Below are 21,000 nucleotides of genomic sequence, written 5' to 3' on the forward strand. Positions count from 1 at the left end.
TTGCGGACCGGGGACGACACGTCAGCGAACGCTTATCGGCCACCGGCCTTGACTCGTGCAACTGCCTCAATTAACGCCTCTGCGCGATGTCGCACACCCTCCTGGAACTCACCTTCAAAGTTCCGATCGCGCGCCTTGGAAGCAACGCGTATGCGCAATGCAGCGTCTTTGACAAGCTTGTCTAGTGCCTCGATCCAAGCCTGGCTGCTCTCGGCAACGAGGAAGCCATCGACCCCATTGGCCACCTCTCTATACGCCTCGACGTCAGACATCACGGGGACAATTCCAAGCAACGAATAATCCAAAAGCTTGATGTTGCTCTTGCATCGATTGAACGGTGTATCCCGTAGCGGGGACAAGCCGATGTCGAAACGCTGCACTGACGTGAACCAAGAAACGAACGCGGGGTACGACGCACCAACCGTTTCTGGTGGCGTCAAAACATTGAGGTAATCCTCCGCCAAGTCATCGCCTCGGACACCTATAAGGTAGACCTCCACGCGGGCACCATACTTTCGCTTGAGTTCCGCCAAGGCAGGCTCGACGATCCGGAAGTCGTCTGCATGCGTACGTGTGCCCATGTAAACGATACGTACGGGAAAATTTCCGTCAGTTGAGTTAGGCCGACTCGGTGCGCGCAAAGCATCGGCCCAGGTAAAGGGATCAAGACAGTTCGATAGTACAGAGACATCACCGCCTGCCACCTCCCGAAGTCGCTCCGCTAAGGCAGGCGTTGAGACCCACACTTGGTTAGCGCCCTCGACAAAGGCATGCACTACGCCGAGTAGCTTACGGTACTTGCCGCCCTCGGCCTTCTCGTCGAGATCGTACAGGTTGTCGTCGAGGTCATAAATAAGCGGGATACCCCGGCGACGCGCAGTGGCCAGAAGTACGAGCGCTGCGCCCTCATCATCCACAGGCAAACGCTGTGTGACGATGACGTCCGCGGGGTAGCTATCAACGTCCTCAGCGCGCACGTATCGGATCGAAAAATTGGGGTGTTGCTTGAGCACGTCAAGGAAGGCGACAAGACGAATATGTGCACACGGGCTGGGCACGTCACCCTGCCGTTCGAGTACTACAAGAACATGCAGACGTCCGGCGTGAGACGCCTCGCCGGGAACGCTGGCGTCGAACCGGTACGCTTCATCGGGACTGGCGACGGCACCTGTGTCGGGAGCCGCGACGACGGGAGGCGAAACACCGGTAGCGAAATGCTCGGTAAGCAACGAAGCCAGCTTTGCCGCGAGGGCCTGTCCACTAGTCAGCGGATCAAACTCGAAAGACCACGGCCGACCGGCGAGACGCTCAGGGAACGCCCCCAATGCGGGAGCGATCACGGGAAGACCGGCTTCGAGCGCGGCGGTAAGCGTATAGCTGTAAGTCTCGGGCCATTGCGATGCGAACAGCACAAGGTCAGGCTTTTCGCTGGCCAGAAGCCCATCTAGCTCCCCCTCCTTATAACGCCCCGTCGTACGAATCGCCGCCGACGAAGCCGGGGGCAATTCACCCAGCGGATCGCCGATAACGACGAACTCGATCGGCAGTGACGCCGCACGCACGGCCAGAGCCGCGTCGATGACTAGCTGGCGCCCTTTGTGCTCAGCTAGCATACCAATGACTGCTACGCGAAGGACATCAGTTACGCCGAGTATTCGGGGTGCAGACGCCCTGAGCCAGCCTCGCTTCACCTGTTCGTGGTGGATCGCCACAATACGCGTTTCGGGCGCATAGCGACGTATGCGACATGCAGCGTCCGCGCTTGGCGCTATGACACGCCGGGCATCGTTGAGTACCCACTCGTGATCGGTGCGCCACGAACGAATATCGCGCGCACCAGGCCTCGGCCGGGCCAGAATGCAAGCGTTGCAGCCTGCTGCATCAGGCTCACCACAATAGTGAATGCCATCCTTACTGAAACTTATCTGCGGACAAACCGTATAAAAGTCATGCACGGTGAAATCGAATGGGATACCCGAACGACGTATAGCGTGACGAAGCTCCGGACCCCACCCGAACAGATGATGCACGTGGATGCGATCAATCGGGAAAGCACCGAGAAGTGCAAGCAGTGCATATTCATCAACCGCCGCAAGGCTCAGCGAGAACGCATCATAGCCATCGACCGATTCAAGTGTGACGCCCGCCTTTGCGGACACACCAGCCGGCCGCATGACAAGAACACGTGCTTCGGCACTGTAGCGCTCGGCCAATTCACGAACATGGCGCTCGGTACCGCCGCCCAGACTATGACTGATCAGCAGGACGACCGGTCGATCGCCGCCGCGCCATAGTTCCGCCGTAATCGCGGCCCTGTAGGCACGACCTGGATCCTCCGAAACGTGGCTGCCCACCTCGAGCAGGTAGCGGGGATGCTTGGCTAGCAGCGCCTCCATGCCACGCGCTTTCCCTGCAGTGCTGTCAGCCGCGAAGCTGACCTCACCCGCGTGAAAGACAAAGGTGTCGAACGCGAGGATGTTCCGCCAGCCATTCTCGGCAGCACGCATGCAGAAGTCGTTCTCTTCTCCATAACCCTTACCGAATGCCTCTTCGTCGAAGAGCCCGATCTGCTTCATGCAGTCGCGGCGGATCAACATGCAGAACCCGACACCGGTCGGCACGGTGACCGAACGACCGCGGTTGACGGCAGCGCAGGCCGCATCCATGCTTGCCAGCGACACACCAGGCGAAAGCGTGCGGCGGCCCTTGAAATCGGGGTAGCTGCAGATGGTCGCGTTATTCGAAAGAGGCGTTACGGTGGCAATATCATCGCTTGCGTAACACTGCGCGACCATGCGATCGAGCCAGTCACCCGCAACCTCGGTGTCACTATTGAGCAGCAGTACATCATTCAACGAGGAGAGCGCCATACCGCGATTTACTGTGCCGACAAAGCCGAGATTCACCTCGTTGACGAGCAATTCGAATCCATAACGAGCCGCCGCCTCTTCCAAGTAAGCGGACATCGCCAGCTCGGGCGAGCAATCGTTGATTACGATGAGGCGGAATGGGTGGCTGCAGGTGCTTTCATACACGCTGTCGATGCATCGTGCTGTTTCTTCGATGCCTCGATAAACCGGAATGATCACGTCAACGACGGGGCTAGACACCGGGACTACCGACTCATAGATAGAAGGCTGGATATCTTTGATGGCGCAGAGGCGAAATGGTTGCTCGCGCCTTTCGGCGCGGCCGATGCGCAAGAAGTGAAGAAGTGGATCGATACCTGCAGCAGCCACGTCCGGATGCTCCGTGAGGTAACGACGCGTGTCGAAATCTGGCCCCGGCTCATAACCCTTGCGCCATCCTTCCACTTGATAGTGCTCTAGAGGATTACGGTGGACGCTTGCGACCTCCGGATGGCGCGAGATGTACCAAGAGCTGCTGAACAAAGGATTGGGGTCGCGACCTTCGTACGCACCAGACTCGAGGTAATGAACGAGCGGGTTCAACCCGGCCGTGGCGACATCTTCGTAAGTGCTCAGGTACCAAAGACTCGAGAACAGAGGCGAAGGATCGCGACGCTCAATACAACCGAAGGCCATAAAATGGGCTAGCGGATTTGCTCCGCTCTGGGCCACATCAGCGTAAACCGCCAGATACCAACCGGAGTCAAAAAGCTCGGTCGGACGGCGCCCTTCGGTTGCTCCGAAACGCACATAATGGGCAAGGGGATTGAGGCCAACGAAAGCAATCTCAGACGCGTGAGCGACATAATAGGTAGTGTCAAAGAGCGGTGCCGCCCAGTGACCGAGTTCGTGTCCCTTACGCAAGTAAAAGCGAAGAGGATCCTCTCCCGAGGGAATTACCGCACCGTACCGGGCAGCGTACCAGTTACTGTCGAACACACCGCTTGCCGCGATAATTTCGTAATCGGCCGATCGGCCCCTTACAAGACTTCGTACGACGTTAACGAGTGTCCTGAGCCGCCACACTATATGCACGCCCCTGAAGTAGACAGAGCGCGCGAGAGGCGATACCGACGCCCTGCGACGCAGTGACATCTTTGCCCGCCAGGCGAAATGCACGAGCCCAGCCTTGGACAATTTCATAACTCCCCCCCTAACCATTTCTATTACTCACCTTTATCAAGACTTGCTGCCGAATATTCCAGTTAAGAATCTCTTCAAGCGCGTCGCTCTCCTGACAAGAATATCCACACTTAAGGTCAATACATTAATGCGTTCGTTTTCACGCGAAACGGCCTCATCGAGGCGTTGCAACCTGAAGTCAATCTGATCGATGCGGTCAGTGAGTATAACCTGCCTGTCAAGCATCTCACCTGTCACAATCTCCGCACGAAGTTCAGCAAGTTGTCTGCGCAATTGGCCTATTACACCCCCGTCGCTGCTCCCAGTGGCGTCAGTGGACCCACCGGCAACCGCTTCAACCTGAGAATCGACCCGCAAGAGTCGCTCCATAATGTCTGACAGGCTAAACAGTGTCTCGACTGTTCCTTCGCTAAGAGAGAACTTGAATTCAAGGACTGCCATATCCTCACGGTCGCCTTCGCCTGCCCATAGATCACTGACACTTAATTCAACGTACGGATCGTCACTGCTTGCGAGAAACTTGATTGGCATGCGCCCTGGCTCGGAGAATCGGCGGTCGCCGCATGCGACGACACGATTACTCAAGTCAGCAAGGGCATGCAAGCTTACCGCATCACTATCAACCGCTTCGCAATGACCCCAGCACACCGCACTGAGTACGTAGATACCGTGTGAGCTGGCAGGGTCGAAACGCACGACATCAGGATGGACACCAGGAGGCATGACAAAGCGAACGGTCTTATGGCCACCCTCCTGTAGGACGGAACGCTCCAGCGCGGCGTCTTCGGAAAAGTGATTATCAGCCTCTCGGTAATATAGCTTGGCGATGCTGGACGGTGGGTTGGCAGGTTGGCGAAAACGTCCAATAAGCTTTGCAGCACCTGATCTGCGAGCGACGAACCGGGCGATCGCCGCGGAAGCGTTGATACCGTCCGGTGAACCGTCACACCCGTCATAGAAGCGTAGGTGAAACGCAACAATTTTCGCTTCGTCCGGATTGCTGAGACGAAACCTGATATACGCAGGATCGAAGGCCAGGTCGAATGGCACTAAATAGGCAAAGACATAAAACGCCAAACGGTTCCGCCGTTCGATCGGATCGTTTGTTTCGACGATGAACGCATACGAGCTGTCACCGAGCGCCTCGACTGGAATACCAGACAGAACGCACTCTAGTCCGACGCTCGAATTGATCGTCGTCACACCGGAACACTGCCTCACGAAGGCAGCACTGGAAGCAGATTGATCGATGAACAACTCCGGATCGCGCAGGGCGAAGCGACTTCCGGGATGGGTGCGAATCAAGAGTTCGCTAGCCGGACGATTCACAAGAGCATGCGCTATGAGGCTCGTGTTGTCATATCCGTTGGCATAGCAGAGTAGATTCGAGTCGTCCTCGACCTGTAGTACTACGCCATGTCGCTTTGCGAGGGCAGGAGCGCCTCCGTCGCCGGGCGACTCGAACGTGATGCTTTCACGCAGGGCTTCCAGTGACGGAGGTTCGACAAACTGCTCTGCAGCCGCGAGGTATCGAGCTCTGGCCTCTGTATTACCGTTGACGCCGCGAAAATCGACATAGGCCGTTGGCAGATACATCGGTCCACGCAAAGGACCCATCTCCAGATAGGCTACCCGGACACCGATCGCGTCAGCGGCCTGCGCAAGCGAGGGGCAATTGCACCATGACAAGATCACCTCCGGTCGCTCAGACAGACTTGCAAGATGTCTCGACAGTTCAATTTCAAGTTCGGGAATGATTTCCGTCAGGAATGCCTCAAAAAAGCGTAGTGGATTGCCGCCGTATCGGGGCAGCAGGCGCGCCATTTCCTCGCTATCCATCAAGCAGTATGTGTGCCTAGAAAGCACCGACGCATCCGGAAGAGAATAGCCGAGCGTCTGCTGACGCTCGCCACTCAGCTCGCCGCGCCCCACGGATGCCAGATGATCCGGCGACTCAAGGTAGTCGCTGGAAAGCAGGAACGCCATCGGCTCGCTTATAAAATGGAGTATCCGATAAAATACCCAAAGGTACGGTGCTGGCATGCCACGGAAGGCATACGGTGGCAGGAAGACCGCGATCACGCCGACTCTCCCGAAACAGTAACGGGAGCAAAGACAACCCCGACTTGCTCCCTGGACGACCAAAACTTGACTGCTTGCATAGGCCGACGTTGGTCGAGCTCTTCACGCTTGCCGGCATGAATACAGGACAGCCCGCAATGTACGAGATAATCGCCCGCGCTAATCGGAAGCTTCACCGAGAACTCGATGATCTGACGGCCAGGGGAAAGCGCGATGGGGTAGCCAGCCCGGATGTTGTTGTCGCCCCAAACATCACCGCCTTGGGCACGAGTGATGGAGATTCCGAGAGCAACTTCATCGATATCGCAAGATGACGCCAACGTGAACCGGAAGCGCACCTCCTCACCCGACCGCAGGACGGGCTTATCGTCGAACGACGAGCCGTCGGGGCGAAAAATATCGAGTCGCTCAATGATGGCCCGCGCGCTGCCAAACCGCTTCTCGGAAATATCATGATTCACATTGGCAAGCTGGATTGCCTGAAGCGTATCGAGGCTGACATCTGGCTGCGCCTCAGGTACAGCCCTTCCTGCATCCCGGGAACGCGCGGCGATCATGCCCTTCTCGTAGGTCAACACGGCCGCTAGGACGTCATGCGTATCGGTCGTGACCCTGCCGCCATCGATCACGATGCAGCGATCCGCGTAATCAAGGATGTTCCCTGTCGAATGCGTCACCATTAATATGGTGACACCCCGACGACGCAATTCTTCCATGCGTTTAAAACATTTGTATTGAAAGCCAATGTCGCCTACGGACAGTGCCTCGTCGACGATGAGGATCTCAGGATCGACGCAGGCCTGAACGGCGAACGCGAGACGCACATACATCCCACTCGAGTAAGTCTTGACCGGCTGGTCGATGAACTCACCGATACCTGCAAATTCCTCGATCTCGGCAAATTTGCGCTTCATATCTTCACGTGAGACCCCGAGGAGCTCGCCGTTAAGAAATACGTTTTCCCTACCAGTGAAGTCCGAGTTGAATCCCGCGCCAAGCTCAAGCAACGCGGCGATGCGACCCTTAACATCGACGCGTCCAGCCGACGAAGACAGGGTGCCGCAGATGATCTGCAAAAGCGTCGACTTGCCTGCGCCATTGCGCCCGATGATACCGACCGTTTCGCCACGATGAAGCGTGAACGATACATCGGCTAATGCATGGAACTCGCGGAAGTACCGACGTGGCTTGGCGCCGAATATCCGATGCAGAAGCGGTAGGATGAACTGCTTTAGCCGATCGCGTGGCGATTCGTATATCTCGAAGGTCTTGCTGACACTTTCGACTTTTATAGCAATATCAGAGGACATCGGCGAATCCTTTCCTGGTCTTCTGGAACCATGAGAACCCTAGCCACGCGATCAACAGCGAGGCGGCGAACTGCATTGCAAAAATGCGCCAATCGGGCACCTGCCCGGTAATAAGAACGCCGCGAACCTGTTCGATGACCGGTGTCATCGGATTTAGCTCCATCAACGAGCGGTATTGAACCGGCAGGGAAGACACCGGGTAGAAAATGGGCGAGAGGAACATCAGCGCAGTCACCAGCAAGCCAACAAATTGCGTGACGTCGCGCAAGTACACGCCGAGCGAAGCGAGGAACCAGCCAAGGCCTAGGACAAGGAACATCAGTGGCATGATGACCACTGGAAACAGCCAGGCCGTAATTGGCGGCAAACCAAAAAAGGACACGTAGAAGACAAACCACACTAAAAAGCTAACGAGGCCATGGAAAACCGCGGCACCTTGAGAAACAACTGGCAGAATCTCCAGCGGAAAAACGACTTTCTTCACGTAATTAACGTTCATAACGATCAGTGATGGGGCACGGTTCAGGCACTCCGAGAAGATATTGAACACCAGCAGTCCGGCGAACAAGACCATCGCGAATTCCGTCTTCGAGCCAGTACCGCCCTTCCAGCGCGCCTGGAAAACCACACTGAACACGAACGTATAGATGATCAGCATCAACAGCGGATTGAAGAAGGACCACATGGTGCCGAGCATTGATCCGCGGTAGCGGCCGATGACTTCCCGGCGAATGAGCGAGGCGACAAGCTGGCGGTGCTGAATCAGCGACCGAACCATGGAAAGCGGGGAGATGCTAAAGTCTTTCATCTTTCTCTTTCAATATCGCTGTGAGCGAAGGCAAGCATCCAACGATCAGGGAGCAAGGGCGAATTCCAGTTCCCGACGAAGGTCGGCTACGTCCTCGATGCCTACCGAAAGACGGATAAGCCCGTCGTTTATACCAAGCCGCGTGCGAATATCGGGCGGTACCGAGGCATGGGTCATAATGGCTGGATGCTCGATAAGGCTTTCGACGCCTCCCAGAGACTCAGCTAACGCGAAAAGGGAGCAGCGCTCGAGCATACGACGCGCCCCATCGAGCCCACCGCGGACCACTGCACTGATTATCCCCCCATAACCGTCCATCTGCCGGCTGGCCAGCTCGTGTTGCGGATGGGACACAAGACCGGGATAGACCACCTTTTCGATCGCCGGGTGTGCCTCTAGCCACTGCGCGATATCGAGGGCTGCATCACAATGGGCCCGCATGCGTAGATGAAGGGTCTTAAGACCACGCATGGCGAGAAAACTGTCGAACGGACCAGCAACCGCGCCAACTGAATTCTGCAGGAAAGCCATCCGGTCTGCGAGATCGTCGTTTGCCGCGACGACGATGCCTCCAACCATATCGGAGTGACCATTCAGGTACTTCGTGGCCGAGTGGAGCACAAGGTCGGCGCCGTACTCAATGGGCCGCTGAAGCATAGGCGAACAGAAGGTGTTATCAACGACCAAGATGACCCCATTCTTCCGCGCAAAACGACCAAGGCGGTCGAGGTCCACGAGCTTGAGCATGGGGTTGGTAGGCGTTTCCGCCCAAATAAGCCGCGTCTGGGGCTTCAACGCTTCTTCAAGCGCCACTTCGTCGTTCAAGTCAAGGAACGAGAATTCGAGGCCCGCGGATCGACGACGTACCTTGTCGAAAAGGCGAAAGGTGCCACCGTACAGATCATCCATTGCGATGACATGGCTACCCGCGTCGATTAGATCGAGAACCGTGGCCGCCGCGGCCAGCCCGGAGGCAAAGGCAAAGCCTGCCACGCCACCCTCAAGGTCGGCGACGCATCGCTCATACGCCATACGAGTTGGATTCTGCGTCCGGGAATACTCATAGCCCTGATGCACGCCAGGACTTGACTGAACATACGTCGAAGTCGCGTAAATCGGCGTCATAATCGCGCCGGTGCTCGGATCGGGCGACTGCCCTGCATGGATGGCGCGAGTGCCCAGGCCCTGACGAGTCGATTTGGAAGGTTTCGAAGCCATAAGCGCCTGATTTGATTGGCTGGCAAGCCAGCATGACTGCGCCGGGCGCAGAGGACCGCATATCTTAACCAGTTTGCCTGGCGAGGTTTCAGAGCCCTGTAGGCGCTCTCTGACACCATTCATCTTTTTGAATATGACAGGCGATACCGTTGAACCCGCCCGCGTGCATGCGAGAATATCCGATCGCTTACCCAGGAATCACGCGTAACTCCATGAAAACTTTACTAGTCACCGGTGGCGCGGGGTTCATTGGCGCCAATTTCGTCCTCCAGGCCGTGGCTGACGGCCTCCGTGTCGTCAATCTCGACAAGCTCACCTACGCCGGGAACATGCAGACGCTGCAGTCCCTCGCCGGCAACCCGGCGCATGTCTTCGTGCAGGGCGATATCGGTGACCGTGGGCTGATCACGCGCCTGCTTGCCGAACACCGCCCCGATGCCGTGGTGAATTTCGCTGCCGAAAGCCACGTCGACCGCTCCATCGACGGCCCCGCCGCGTTCATCGAAACCAACGTGGTCGGCACCCTGGGCCTGCTCGAAGCCACCCGCGACTATTGGCGCGGCCTCGACGAGGCGGCCGGCAAGGCCTTCCGCTTCCTGCACGTGTCCACCGACGAGGTGTACGGTTCGCTGGGCGCCGAAGGTTTCTTCACCGAAACCACCCCGTACGCCCCCAACTCCCCGTACTCGGCATCGAAGGCCGCGTCCGACCATCTGGTCCGCGCCTTCCACCATACCTACGGGCTGCCGGTGCTCACCACCAACTGCTCGAACAACTACGGCCCCTTCCAGTTCCCTGAGAAGCTGATCCCGCTGGTCATCCAGAAGGCCCTGGCCGGTGAAGCCCTGCCCGTGTACGGCGATGGCATGAACGTCCGCGACTGGCTCTACGTGGAAGACCACTGCAGCGCCATCCGCCGCGTGCTCGAAGCCGGCCGCCTGGGTGAAACCTATAACGTCGGCGGCAATTCCGAACGCGCCAACCTGGTGGTGGTCAAGACGATCTGCGCCATCCTCGACGAGGTCTCGCCCCTCGAGAACGGCAAGCCACACGAAAGCCTGATCACCTTCGTCCGCGACCGCCCCGGCCACGACCGCCGCTACGCGATCGATGCCAGCAAGCTGAAGGACGAACTCAACTGGTCGCCGGCACATACGTTCGAGTCCGGCATCAAGGCCACGGTGCAGTGGTACCTCGACAACAAACCGTGGATCCAGAACATCCTCGACGGCAGCTACCAGTTGGAGCGACTCGGCGCATGACGACCAAGGGCATCATCCTCGCCGGCGGCTCCGGCACGCGGCTCTATCCGATCACCCAGGCGGTCAGCAAGCAGCTGCTGCCGGTGTACGACAAGCCGATGATCTATTACCCGCTGGCGACGCTGATGCTGGCCGGCATCCGCGACATCCTGGTCATCAATACGCCGCACGAGCAGGCCCTGTTCCAGCGCCTGCTCGGTGACGGCAGCCAGTGGGGCATCAACATCACCTATGCCGTGCAGCCGTCGCCCGATGGCCTGGCCCAGGCCTTCATCATCGGCAAGGACTTCATCGGCAACGATCCCAGCTGCCTGGTGCTCGGCGACAACATCTTCTACGGCGTCGGCCTGACCGAACGGATGAAGCGCGCGGCCTCCCGGGAATCCGGTGCCACCGTGTTCGGCTACTTCGTGAAGGACCCGGAGCGCTACGGCGTGGCCGAATTCGACGCCAGCGGCAAGGTGATCGGCCTGGAGGAAAAACCCGCCAAGCCGAAGTCCAGCTATGCGGTCACGGGCCTGTACTTCTACGACAACCGCGCCGTGGACTACGCCGAAAACCTGAAGCCCTCGCCGCGTGGCGAACTCGAGATCACCGACCTCAACCGTTGCTACCTGGACGATGAGTCGCTGCACCTGGAACAGCTCGGCCGCGGTTACGCCTGGCTCGACACGGGCACGCACGAATCCCTGATGGAAGCCGGCGAGTACATCCAGACGATCGAGAACCGCCAGGGCCTGAAGGTCTGCTGCCCGGAAGAAATCGCCTATATCAACCAGTGGATCGACGCCGAGCAGTTGCTCAAGCTCGCCAAGCCGCTGTCCAAGACCGGCTACGGCCAGTACCTCCAGCACCTGATCGAGCAAGGTTACGTCGGATGAAATTCATTGAAACCGCCCTGCCCGGCTGCATAGTCATCGAACCGCAGGTGTTCGGCGACAGCCGTGGGTTCTTCTACGAGAGCTACAACGAGGCGAAGTACCGCGAAGCCGGCATCGACCGCCGTTTCGTCCAGTCCAACGTCTCCCGCTCCGCCCGCGGCGTGCTGCGCGGCCTGCATTACCAGTGGCCGCATCCACAGGGCAAGCTGGTCAGCGTGCTGGAAGGCGAGGTGTACGACGTCGCCGTCGATATCCGCCGCGGCTCGCCCACCTTCGGGCAATGGGCTGGCGTGATGCTGACCGCCGAGAACCACCGGCATTTCTGGATACCGGAGGGTTTCGCGCACGGTTTCTGCGTCGTCTCCGAATACGCCACGTTCTCGTACCAGTGCACGGACCTGTACAACGCCCAGGCCGACGGCGGCGTACGCTGGAACGACCCCGCCATCGGCGTGGACTGGCCGATCTCCGAGCCCCTGCTGTCCGACAAGGACACCAAGGCGCCCCTGCTGGCGGATATCGCCGAGGACCGTCTGCCGGAGTTCCGTCCGTGAAGATCCTGCTGCTAGGCGCCAACGGCCAGCTAGGCCAGACCTTCCTCAGCCAGGGCGGCCTCGCTGCCCGGGGTGAGCTGATTGCCGCCTCGCGGGACGGCTCCCTTGCCGTCGGCGGCGGCCGTGGCGTCGTGGGCGACCTGACCGATCTTGCCGGGCTGGAAGCCTTGCTGGACGCCGAGCGGCCCGACGTGGTGGTCAATGCCGCCGCCTATACCGCCGTGGATAAAGCCGAGTCCGACGAGGCCGTGGCCACCCGTGTCAATGGCGACGCCCCGGGCGTCATCGGACACTGGGCCGCCCGTCACGGCGCCCTGGTGGTGCATTACTCAACGGATTACGTGTTCCCCGGCGACGCCACCGCGCCCTACGCGCCGACGGCGGTGACGGGCCCCCAGGGCGCGTACGGCCGCAGCAAGCTCGCTGGCGAAGAAGCCCTGCGCGCCAGCGGCGCTGACCACCTGATCCTGCGCACGGCCTGGGTCTACTCGGCGGTCGGTCATAACTTCCTTCGCACCATGCTGCGCCTGGGCGCCGATCGCGACGAACTGCGTGTCGTCGCCGACCAACGCGGCACGCCCACCACCACGACGCTCATCGTCGAGGGAACGCTGGCCGCCATCGACCGGATGCAGTCGGCACCCGCCGCGGATCTCGCCGGCCTGTCGGGTACGTACCACCTCACCGCGTCGGGCGAGACTACCTGGCACGGTTTTGCCGAGGCGATCTTCGACGAGGCGACGGCCAGCGGCGTGATCGCCCGGAAGCCCAGGGTAACCGCCATTGCCAGCAGCGAATTCCCCACGCCCGCCCGGCGTCCGGAATACTCCGTGCTGGACAACTCGGGCTTTGCCGCCACGTTCGGCCACCCGCTGCACGACTGGCGCGAAGGACTTCGCGCAACGCTCGGTCAACTCCCCACTTCGTGAGGCGGTCATGCTGATTCCCCTTATCCTGAGCGGCGGCAGCGGAACGCGGTTGTGGCCGATCTCGCGCCGCAACCTGCCCAAGCAGTTCCTCTCGCTGTCGGGTAAGGAAACCTTGTTCCAGCAGACGGTGTTACGCGCGGCTTCCCTCCCCGATGCCGCCGCGCCGGTCGTCGTGGCCAGCGACGACCAGCGTTTCCTTGCCGCGGAGCAGCTGCAGGAACTGGGCATCGCCAACGCCAACATCCTGCTGGAACCGGTGCCGCGCAACACGGCGCCGGCCATTGCCGTCGGCGCACTGCAGGCCATGACGCGCGATGCGGATGCCCTGATCCTCGTACTGCCCGCCGATCACCTGATCGGTGACACCGGCGCCTTTACCGAGGCCGTGGCACGGGCACGCCGCCTGGCCGAACAGGGCTGGCTGGTGACCTTCGGCATCCGGCCCGACCGGGCGGAAACCGGCTTCGGTTACATCCGCCGCGGCGCAAGCCTGGAGGGCGAGACCTTCCGTGTGGCCCAGTTCGTGGAAAAGCCGGCGCTGGATGTGGCCGAGTCGTACCTGGCCAGTGGCGACTACGACTGGAACTCGGGCATGTTCCTGTTCCGCGCCTCGCGTTACATCGAGGAACTGAAGACGCTGGCACCGGCGATGCTGGAGGCCGCTCAAGCGGCCTTCGGCAAGGCGAATACCGACCTGGACTTCATCCGGCTCGACGCCGACGCGTTCACCGCCGCGCCGAGCGATTCCATCGACTACGCGGTGATGGAAAAAACCGGCCACGCCGCCGTGGTGCCGGTGGCGTGCGGGTGGAGTGACATCGGCTCGTGGGACGCGCTGTGGATGGCGGCGGGCAAGGACGAACACGGCAACCACATCGAAGGCGATGTCATCGCACTCGATACCCGTGGATCGCTGATCAGATCGCACGATCGCCACCTGGTCGCCACCATCGGCCTGGACGATGTGGTGGTCGTCACCACGCCGGACGCGACACTGGTCGCACGCCGCGATGCGTCGCAGGACGTGAAGAAGATTGTCGAACAACTGAAAGCCGCCGGTCGCAGCGAGCACGACCTGCATCGCGTCGTGCGCCGCCCGTGGGGCAGCTATGACTCACTCGAGTCCGGCGACCGCTTCCAGGTAAAGCGCATCGTGGTCAAGCCAGGCGCCGCGCTAAGCCTGCAGATGCACCATCATCGTGCGGAGCACTGGATCGTCGTCAAGGGCGTGGCCGAGGTCACCTGCGACGACAAGGTGTTCCTGCTGGCCGAGAACCAGAGCACCTACCTGCCCCTGGGCAGCCGCCACCGCCTGCGCAACCCGGGCAAGGTGCCCGTGGAGTTGATCGAGGTGCAGTCGGGTTCGTACCTGGGCGAGGACGACATCGTTCGCTTCGACGATGTATACGGCCGCGCCTAGCGTCAGGCAGTACCTGGCAAGTTAAGGGGCCGGGAGGCCCCTTTTCTATTGCTCGATCAACGCGGACAACTCGGCCGTACGCTCGTGCATCAACGCCGTGCCGCCGCGGGATTCCACGTTGAGCCGCAGCAAGGGCTCCGTGTTCGACGAGCGCAGGTTGAAGCGCCAGTCGCCGAAGTCGGCACTCACACCGTCAGTATGGTCGATCGAAGGGCCCTGATCCGCGTAGAACGCCATAACCTTCGCGACGGCCGCGGGTGCATCCTTCACCACGAAATTGATTTCCCCACTGCAGGGATAGGCCGCCATGCGCTGCGCCAGCATGTCCCCGAGGCTGACCCCGGTCTTCGACATGCGCTCGGCGACCAGCAGCCAGGGAATCATGCCCGAGTCGCAATACGCAAAGTCACGAAAATAATGGTGCGCACTCATCTCGCCGCCATAGATGGCGTCTTCGAGGCGCATGCGCTCCTTGATAAAGGCATGCCCCGTCTTGCTTTGTACCGGCACGCCACCGGCCTGCTCCACCATGTCGATGGTGTTCCAGGTAAGCCTCGGGTCGTGGATGATCTTCGCACCCGACTGTTTCTCGAGCAGCTGCGCGGCCAGCAGCCCGACGATGTAGTAGCCCTCGATGAAGTTTCCCTGCGCATCGAAGAAGAAGCAGCGATCGAAGTCGCCGTCCCATGCAAGGCCCAGGTCGGCACCATGGGCCACGACCGCTTGCGCCGTCGCGCTGCGATTCTCCGGCAGCAACGGGTTGGGAATGCCGTTCGGAAACGTGCCGTCCGGGGCGTGATGGATGCGAACGAAGTCGAACGGGAGATGGGGCGCCAGCAGGTCCACGATCGCACCGGCCCCGCCGTTACCCGCGTTCACCACGATCTTCAAGGGCCGCAGGGCCTTCGGATCGATGTAGCCGAGCAGATGCGCGATGTAAGCCGACTTGTCGTGGTCGTGAACCACCTTGCCGCGCATCGTGGAAGCGTCGCCGAAGTCATCGGCCTCCACCATCCGCTCGATATCGCGCAGCCCCGTGTCGCCGCTGATAGGCCGCGCACCCTCGCGCACCAACTTCATGCCGTTGTAGTCGATGGGATTGTGGCTGGCCGTTACCATGATGCCGCCGGCGACCTGGCGGTGGAACGTATGGAAATAGACTTCCTCCGTGCCGCACAAGCCGATGTCGATGGCGTCCCGACCTTCATCGTTCAGACCGCGCACTACCGCGGCCGCGAACGCCGGGCTGTCGACGCGGATGTCGTAGCCCACGACCACGACGCCCTCGCCCAGGGTCCGCGCACACGCCCGCCCGATACGGTACGCCATGTCCTCGTTGAGTTCATCCGGGACGCGGCCGCGGATGTCGTATGCCTTGAAACACGTCATACGGTCATTCCACCGTCACCGACTTGGCCAGGTTCCGTGGCTGGTCTACATCCGTGCCACGCATCACCGCGACGTGGTACGCCAGCAGTTGCATCGGGATGGTAAAGACCGCCGGGGCGATCAGATCGCCACCGCCGTCCACACGCACCGTGGCGATATGGTCGGCATCCGCATCCAGCTCCGCACGCTCATCGGCGAAGACGATCAGCTCGCCGCCGCGGGCGCGTACTTCCTGCAGGTTGGATTTCAGCTTGTCCAGCAAGGGCCCGTTGGGCGCCACCGCCACGATCGGCATGTTCTCGTCCACCAGCGCCAGCGGGCCGTGCTTGAGCTCGCCCGCGGGATAGGCCTCCGCGTGGATATAGGAGATTTCCTTGAGCTTGAGCGAACCCTCCAGCGCCACCGGGAACTGCGCGCCGCGCCCGAGGAATAGCGCATGCTGCTTGGCAGCGAAATGGTCGGCGATCCGGATGATCTCGGGCTCGCTCTTCAGCGCGTTCTCGATGTAGCGCGGCAGCGACTGCAGTTCCTTGCAGTGCGCCAGGTACTTGGTTTCATCCAGGCCACGGCGCCGACCCAGATCCAACGCCAGTAGCGCGAACGCGGTGAGCTGGGTGGTAAAGGCCTTGGTCGAGGCCACGCCGATCTCCGGGCCCGCGCGGGTCATCAGGCGCAGGTCGGATTCACGCACCACCGAGGACTCGGGTACGTTGCAGATGGCGAACGTGGCAAGGTAGCCGCGACGACGGGACTCGCGCATGGCGGCCAGGGTATCGGCGGTTTCGCCGGACTGCGACACCGCGACGAACAGGGTGTTCTCCGGCACGACCACGTCGCGGTAACGGTACTCGCTGGCCACCTCAACTACGACGGGGATGCGTGCCAGTTCCTCGATCCAGTACTTGGCGACCATGCCGGCGTGATAGCTGGTGCCGCAAGCGACGATATGAATGCCACGGGTCTTGTCGAGGATCGGGTCGGCATCGATGCCGAAGATGTTCGGCAACACGCCATGCGGACCGATACGACCTTCCAGGGTGTCGGCCACGGCGCGCGGCTGCTCGAAGATCTCCTTTTGCATGTAGTGGCGGTATTCGCCCCGCTCCACCGAGTCGGCGCTGATCTCGCTTTCGTGGGCCGTGCGGTCCACGCGCTGGCCGTCCAGGCCGAACACCTCCACGGTTTCCCGCGTGATCTCGACCACGTCGTCTTCTTCCAGGTACATCATCCGGTTGGTGACCTTGATGAGTGCCTGCGCGTCGGAGCCGAGGAAATGCTCGCCGATGCCGATGCCCACCAGCAGTGGGCAACCGCGACGGGCACCGACGACCCGCTCGGGTTCGTCCAGGCTCATCACCGCGATGGCATAGGCACCTTCCAGTTCGCGCACGGCGGCGGTGACCGCTTCGCGCAATGGCTTGCCGGACTGCACATGTTCGTCGATCACGGCACCCATCACCTCGGTGTCCGTTTCCGAATGAAACACGCGACCCTGCGCCTTGAGGCGCTCACGCAGGGAGGCGTAGTTCTCGATGATGCCGTTGTGCACGATGGCGATGCGGCCCTGCACATGCGGATGCGCGTTGTGCTCGCTGGGCACGCCGTGCGTGGCCCAGCGCGTGTGCGCGATGCCGGTCCCGCCGGGTACCGGGTCCGCGTCGTACAAGGCCTCCATCTCGCGCACCTTGCCCTTGGCACGGACGCGGCGGATCTGGCCGCCATCCGCGATGGCCATGCCCGCGGAGTCGTAACCCCGGTATTCGAGGGCTTTCAGGCCTGCGATGAGGATGGGCGCGATATCACGCTGCGCGACAGCGGCGACGATTCCACACATGACGCTTCCCCTTGGCCTTAGTTGACTTTGCGACGCAGGTAGTTGAGCAGGTCGATCCGCGTGATGAGGCCGAGGAACTGCTCCCCGTCGACGACGATGGCGACATGACCTTTCTCGAACACGGGCAGGAGCGCCTCGATCGGCTCCCTGACCTGGAGCATTTCGGGCGACGCCATCATCGCGGTGGACACCGGGTCGCGGAACTTCGATTCGTCCGCATGCACGTGCAGCAGGACGTCGGATTCGTCGAGGATGCCGACGATGCGATCGCCCTGCATCACCGGCAGCTGCGACACGTCGTACAGCTTCATGCGGTTGTACGCCGTAATCAGCATGTCGTCGGGCTTGATCACCACCGTGTCGCGCTGTGCGTAAGGACGCAGGATCAGGTCGCGCAGGTCACCGTAGCGCTCGCGCTCGAGGAACCCGTTGTCCAGCATCCAGTAGTCGTTGTACATCTTCGACAGGTACTTGTTGCCGGTATCGCAGACCAGCGTGACCACCCGCTTGGGCTTGGCCTGCTCGCGGCAGTACTTCAGAGCCGCTGCCAGCAGCGTGCCGGTGGACGAGCCGCCCAGCACGCCTTCCTTCGACAGCAACTCGCGCGCGGCGAGGAAGCTTTCCTTGTCGGTGATGGCGAAGGCCTTCTCCACGAGCGAGAAGTCGCTGATCGAGGGGAGGAAATCCTCGCCGATACCTTCGACCATCCAGCTGCCGGACTTCTCCGAGAGGATGCCCTCGTTGATGTATTGCGCCAGGATGGAGCCGACCGGATCGGCCAGGATGATCCGCGTCTTCGGCGAGTGCTCCTTGAGGTAGGCAGTGAGCCCGCTCACGGTGCCAGAGGACCCACAGCCCACCACGATCGCATCCACGTCGCCACCCATCTGCTCCAGGATCTCAGGACCGGTAGTCTGCGTGTGCGCCAAGGGATTGTCGGGGTTGCCGAACTGGTTGATGAAGTAGGCACCCGGGGTTTCGCGCGCAATGCGCTCGGCCATGTCCTGGTAGTACTCGGGGTGGCCCTTGGCGACATCGGAACGGGTCAGCACCACCTCAGCGCCCATCGCCTTGAGGTTGAAGATCTTCTCGCGGCTCATCTTGTCCGGCACCACCAGGACCAGCCGGTAGCCCTTCTGCTGGGCGACCAGCGCCAGGCCCAGGCCGGTGTTGCCCGCCGTACCTTCCACCAGGGTGTCGCCCGGCTTGATCTTCCCGGCGCGTTCGGCGCCTTCGATCATCGACATGCCGATGCGATCCTTGACCGAACCACCGGGATTCGCACTCTCGAGCTTGAGGAACAGCTCGCACGGACCTGCGTCCAGGCGCTGGGCGCGCACCATCGGGGTGTGACCGATCAGGTCGAGGACGCTGTCATGAACAGTCATTGGAACTCCATCGTGTTTTTGCGGCGTGGCCCCTTCGACCTCGCCCTCTGGGCGCCCATCATAAAGGGTGAGCCGGTGAACCGATGCCCGGCCGATCGGCCGACCCGTAATGGCGTAGGTACAACCCGGGCGCGACGACCCGGTCGATGGAACGAAAACGGGCGCCTTGCGGCGCCCGTCGGTCGATGGAGCCGGGTCAGGGCTCAGTGTGGAGACCGTTGCCAGCTATCCCACATTCGTTGGAGCTTTTCCTTGGCCTGCAGCTTTTCTTTCTTGAGGCCCGCCAGGCTGGCGTCATCGATAGGCAGACAGCCGATGTTGGCGTCATGCAACTTGGTATCGAGTTCCTGGTGGTGATAGAAGAGACGACGGGTTTCCGCGTTGGCGTGGATGAACTTCTCGACGTCGTCACGCTGCTGGTTTTCGAACATTGCAAACTCCTCGCGGTGGGATCGGCCCGCAGCGCGGGCCGGTCGTGAGGGGAGCCATGCGGTCGCTGCGTTGCACGGCTCCGGCAGGACCGCCACCGTGTTTTTCCGGTGACGGGATACCGAAGCTACTCCGCTCACCGGAGCCGTGCAAGGGCGATTTTTCTCACATTACACGCCTAAAAACGCATAAAAACGCGATTTAGTTGCCGTTCGACTTTTTGGGCTTCTTCGGGGTCGGTGCGGGCGCACCGCCATCGGAGGAGTTCATGTCGCGCATGGCACGTGCGGCCGCCTCGGCCAGTGCGGCCTGCTTCTTGGCCGCGTTGGCCACCTTGGCCTGCGCCGCGGCGACCTGCCTGGCCTTGTCACCCTCGGCCTTGGCCTGGTCCAGCGCCTGGGAATATTCCACGCCCTGCTGCTGCAGGCGGGCGGCCTCTTCCTGGATCATCTGGTTCTGGGCGCGCTGCTGCTCGAGCTGGCGGCGGGCCATCTCGGCATCCAGCCGGCTCGCCTCCAGCAGGATGGCGTCGTGCTCACGGTCGAGCTGGGCGCTCTTGGCCTGGGCATCCTGGTACTGGGCCATGGCCTTGGCGATATCCACGCGGCGCTCGGCCACGTAGAGGTAATGGGCGTGTTCCTTGTCCTTGGGACGGAACTGGCCCATCTGGTTGATGGCCTCGCGGGCGCGCGCCTGCTCGGCCTGCGCGTAGCTGCCCAGCACGGGGTCGGAGGAGAGCTGGTCCAGGCTGGAATTGAGACGACGGATGTCCAGGTCGTCCGTGGCGGCCATGGCGCTGCCGGCCGCGAGCGCGAAGGCAAGGGCCGAGGTAAGGAGGGTGGAACGCTTCATCACTGGCCTCCCTGGGGGTTGGACGGCTGGATCTGGCTGCCGGACGGATCGTTCAGCGGCTGGGTCTGCCCCCCCACGGGCGGCGGGGTGGTGTTCGTGGGCTCGGGCAGCACCGATTCCGACTCCTGCACATTGGACGGGATGGGCACCGTGTCGTTGGCATGGTTGTCGATCATCTCGACACGCATGCGTGAGTTTTCCTTGCTCTTGGTCGTGTTCTGGGCACGGGCGGCTCCCAGGCGGGCCTTGGCACGGGCCAGTTCGCTGTCCGCACGCGACTCGTCGGCGAGCACGGCCGCCTCGTCGTATTTACGGCTGGCCATGGCGGCCTGCGCCTGGCGGAACTTGCTCTGGGCGTAGTCCAGGTCCACCGGCGCGTAATCGGCCGCCCCGGCATCCCGGGCGGCCTGCAACTGGGCCAGTGCCTGGTTCATCGAGCCATCGGGCGGAGGGACACTGGCACAGCCGGCGATCGTCATGACTGCCAGGCCGAGAGCGGCCAGGGCAAGGAGTCGGCGGCCCTTGGAAAGGGCTTTCGACGGCAAGTTGTGCACCATCACTCGTTCCTCTTACAGATTTGCGAGATATTGTC

16 protein-coding genes are annotated in these 21,000 nt (G+C 61.3%); 5 read left to right on the forward strand and 11 right to left on the reverse strand.

The genetic code is table 11. The annotated features are described in order from the left end of the window. Positions 1-32 precede the first annotated feature (32 nt). The 5 genes from QRN34_RS15760 to QRN34_RS15780 form a co-directional block, all read right to left on the reverse strand. Positions 33-3,848, reverse strand: a complete 3,816-nt coding sequence (locus tag QRN34_RS15760; RefSeq protein ID WP_285405843.1) for a glycosyltransferase — start codon at positions 3,846-3,848, stop codon at positions 33-35. 240 nt (positions 3,849-4,088) lie between these two features. Beyond that, positions 4,089-6,134, reverse strand: coding sequence for a hypothetical protein (locus QRN34_RS15765; protein WP_285405844.1), 2,046 nt, complete (start codon positions 6,132-6,134; stop codon positions 4,089-4,091). Further along, positions 6,131-7,444, reverse strand: a complete 1,314-nt coding sequence (locus QRN34_RS15770) for an ABC transporter ATP-binding protein (RefSeq protein ID WP_285405845.1) — start codon at positions 7,442-7,444, stop codon at positions 6,131-6,133. Before QRN34_RS15770 ends, QRN34_RS15765 begins: the two co-directional genes overlap by 4 nt. Next, positions 7,434-8,252 (reverse strand): ABC transporter permease, encoded by an 819-nt coding sequence (locus QRN34_RS15775; protein ID WP_285405846.1) that lies wholly within the window; start codon positions 8,250-8,252, stop codon positions 7,434-7,436. The genes QRN34_RS15770 and QRN34_RS15775 overlap by 11 nt, the downstream gene beginning before the upstream one ends. Positions 8,253-8,297: 45 nt before the next feature. Further along, the gene (locus QRN34_RS15780) at positions 8,298-9,470 is read right to left on the reverse strand and encodes a PLP-dependent aspartate aminotransferase family protein (protein ID WP_285405847.1); all 1,173 of its coding nucleotides are present in this window, start codon (positions 9,468-9,470) and stop codon (positions 8,298-8,300) included. 212 nt (positions 9,471-9,682) lie between these two features. Between QRN34_RS15780 and rfbB the strand changes: the two genes are divergently transcribed. From rfbB to QRN34_RS15805, 5 genes are read left to right on the forward strand one after another with little or no spacing between them, the layout of a single operon-like run. Further along, on the forward strand, positions 9,683-10,732 hold the full coding sequence (gene rfbB / locus QRN34_RS15785) for a dTDP-glucose 4,6-dehydratase (RefSeq protein WP_285405848.1): 1,050 nt from the start codon (positions 9,683-9,685) through the stop codon (positions 10,730-10,732). Next, entirely contained in the window at positions 10,729-11,613 is an 885-nt protein-coding gene (rfbA, locus tag QRN34_RS15790; RefSeq protein ID WP_036139944.1) for a glucose-1-phosphate thymidylyltransferase RfbA, read from the forward strand. Before rfbB ends, rfbA begins: the two co-directional genes overlap by 4 nt. After that, positions 11,610-12,167 (forward strand): dTDP-4-dehydrorhamnose 3,5-epimerase, encoded by a 558-nt coding sequence (rfbC, locus tag QRN34_RS15795; RefSeq protein ID WP_036139942.1) that lies wholly within the window; start codon positions 11,610-11,612, stop codon positions 12,165-12,167. Before rfbA ends, rfbC begins: the two co-directional genes overlap by 4 nt. Further along, positions 12,164-13,096 carry a dTDP-4-dehydrorhamnose reductase gene (gene rfbD, locus QRN34_RS15800; RefSeq protein WP_285405849.1) on the forward strand — a complete coding sequence of 311 codons (933 nt, stop codon included), beginning with the start codon at positions 12,164-12,166 and terminating at the stop codon, positions 13,094-13,096. Before rfbC ends, rfbD begins: the two co-directional genes overlap by 4 nt. 7 nt (positions 13,097-13,103) lie before the next feature. Then, positions 13,104-14,516 (forward strand): mannose-1-phosphate guanylyltransferase/mannose-6-phosphate isomerase, encoded by a 1,413-nt coding sequence (locus QRN34_RS15805; protein WP_285405850.1) that lies wholly within the window; start codon positions 13,104-13,106, stop codon positions 14,514-14,516. Positions 14,517-14,561: 45 nt separating this feature from the next. Here the strand turns inward: QRN34_RS15805 and QRN34_RS15810 are convergent, their stop codons facing one another. From QRN34_RS15810 to QRN34_RS15835, 6 genes are all read right to left on the reverse strand, one after another. After that, positions 14,562-15,905, reverse strand: a complete 1,344-nt coding sequence (locus QRN34_RS15810) for a phosphomannomutase (protein ID WP_285405851.1) — start codon at positions 15,903-15,905, stop codon at positions 14,562-14,564. A 4-nt stretch (positions 15,906-15,909) separates the two neighbouring features. Continuing rightward, positions 15,910-17,739, reverse strand: coding sequence for a glutamine--fructose-6-phosphate transaminase (isomerizing) (glmS, locus tag QRN34_RS15815; protein WP_285405852.1), 1,830 nt, complete (start codon positions 17,737-17,739; stop codon positions 15,910-15,912). Between the two features lie 17 nt (positions 17,740-17,756). Next, positions 17,757-19,127, reverse strand: coding sequence for a pyridoxal-phosphate dependent enzyme (locus QRN34_RS15820; RefSeq protein WP_285405853.1), 1,371 nt, complete (start codon positions 19,125-19,127; stop codon positions 17,757-17,759). Positions 19,128-19,330: 203 nt separating this feature from the next. Further along, entirely contained in the window at positions 19,331-19,558 is a 228-nt protein-coding gene (locus tag QRN34_RS15825) for a YdcH family protein (RefSeq protein ID WP_285405854.1), read from the reverse strand. A gap of 199 nt (positions 19,559-19,757) precedes the next feature. Further along, positions 19,758-20,408, reverse strand: coding sequence for a DUF4398 domain-containing protein (locus QRN34_RS15830; protein WP_285405855.1), 651 nt, complete (start codon positions 20,406-20,408; stop codon positions 19,758-19,760). Further along, complete coding sequence (locus QRN34_RS15835; RefSeq protein ID WP_285405856.1) at positions 20,408-20,965, reverse strand: DUF4398 domain-containing protein; 558 nt, start codon at positions 20,963-20,965, stop codon at positions 20,408-20,410. Before QRN34_RS15835 ends, QRN34_RS15830 begins: the two co-directional genes overlap by 1 nt. Between the last annotated feature and the right edge of the window lie 35 nt (positions 20,966-21,000).

Origin of the sequence: Luteibacter sp. ME-Dv--P-043b, from assembly GCF_030209605.1 — a bacterium.
Classification (GTDB): Bacteria; Pseudomonadota; Gammaproteobacteria; order Xanthomonadales; family Rhodanobacteraceae; genus Luteibacter.

Excerpts from the sequence above, each read along its gene's own strand:
- QRN34_RS15770 (WP_285405845.1), bottom strand. The coding sequence starts at position 7,444 with ATGTCCTCTGATATTGCTATAAAAGTCGAAAGTGTCAGCAAGACCTTC.
- QRN34_RS15775 (WP_285405846.1), bottom strand. The coding sequence starts at position 8,252 with ATGAAAGACTTTAGCATCTCCCCGCTTTCCATGGTTCGGTCGCTGATT.
- QRN34_RS15780 (WP_285405847.1), bottom strand. The coding sequence starts at position 9,470 with ATGGCTTCGAAACCTTCCAAATCGACTCGTCAGGGCCTGGGCACTCGC.
- rfbB (WP_285405848.1), top strand. The coding sequence starts at position 9,683 with ATGAAAACTTTACTAGTCACCGGTGGCGCGGGGTTCATTGGCGCCAAT.
- rfbA (WP_036139944.1), top strand. The coding sequence starts at position 10,729 with ATGACGACCAAGGGCATCATCCTCGCCGGCGGCTCCGGCACGCGGCTC.
- rfbC (WP_036139942.1), top strand. The coding sequence starts at position 11,610 with ATGAAATTCATTGAAACCGCCCTGCCCGGCTGCATAGTCATCGAACCG.
- QRN34_RS15805 (WP_285405850.1), top strand. The coding sequence starts at position 13,104 with ATGCTGATTCCCCTTATCCTGAGCGGCGGCAGCGGAACGCGGTTGTGG.
- QRN34_RS15810 (WP_285405851.1), bottom strand. The coding sequence starts at position 15,905 with ATGACGTGTTTCAAGGCATACGACATCCGCGGCCGCGTCCCGGATGAA.
- glmS (WP_285405852.1), bottom strand. The coding sequence starts at position 17,739 with ATGTGTGGAATCGTCGCCGCTGTCGCGCAGCGTGATATCGCGCCCATC.
- QRN34_RS15820 (WP_285405853.1), bottom strand. The coding sequence starts at position 19,127 with ATGACTGTTCATGACAGCGTCCTCGACCTGATCGGTCACACCCCGATG.
- QRN34_RS15825 (WP_285405854.1), bottom strand. The coding sequence starts at position 19,558 with ATGTTCGAAAACCAGCAGCGTGACGACGTCGAGAAGTTCATCCACGCC.
- QRN34_RS15830 (WP_285405855.1), bottom strand. The coding sequence starts at position 20,408 with ATGAAGCGTTCCACCCTCCTTACCTCGGCCCTTGCCTTCGCGCTCGCG.
- QRN34_RS15835 (WP_285405856.1), bottom strand. The coding sequence starts at position 20,965 with ATGGTGCACAACTTGCCGTCGAAAGCCCTTTCCAAGGGCCGCCGACTC.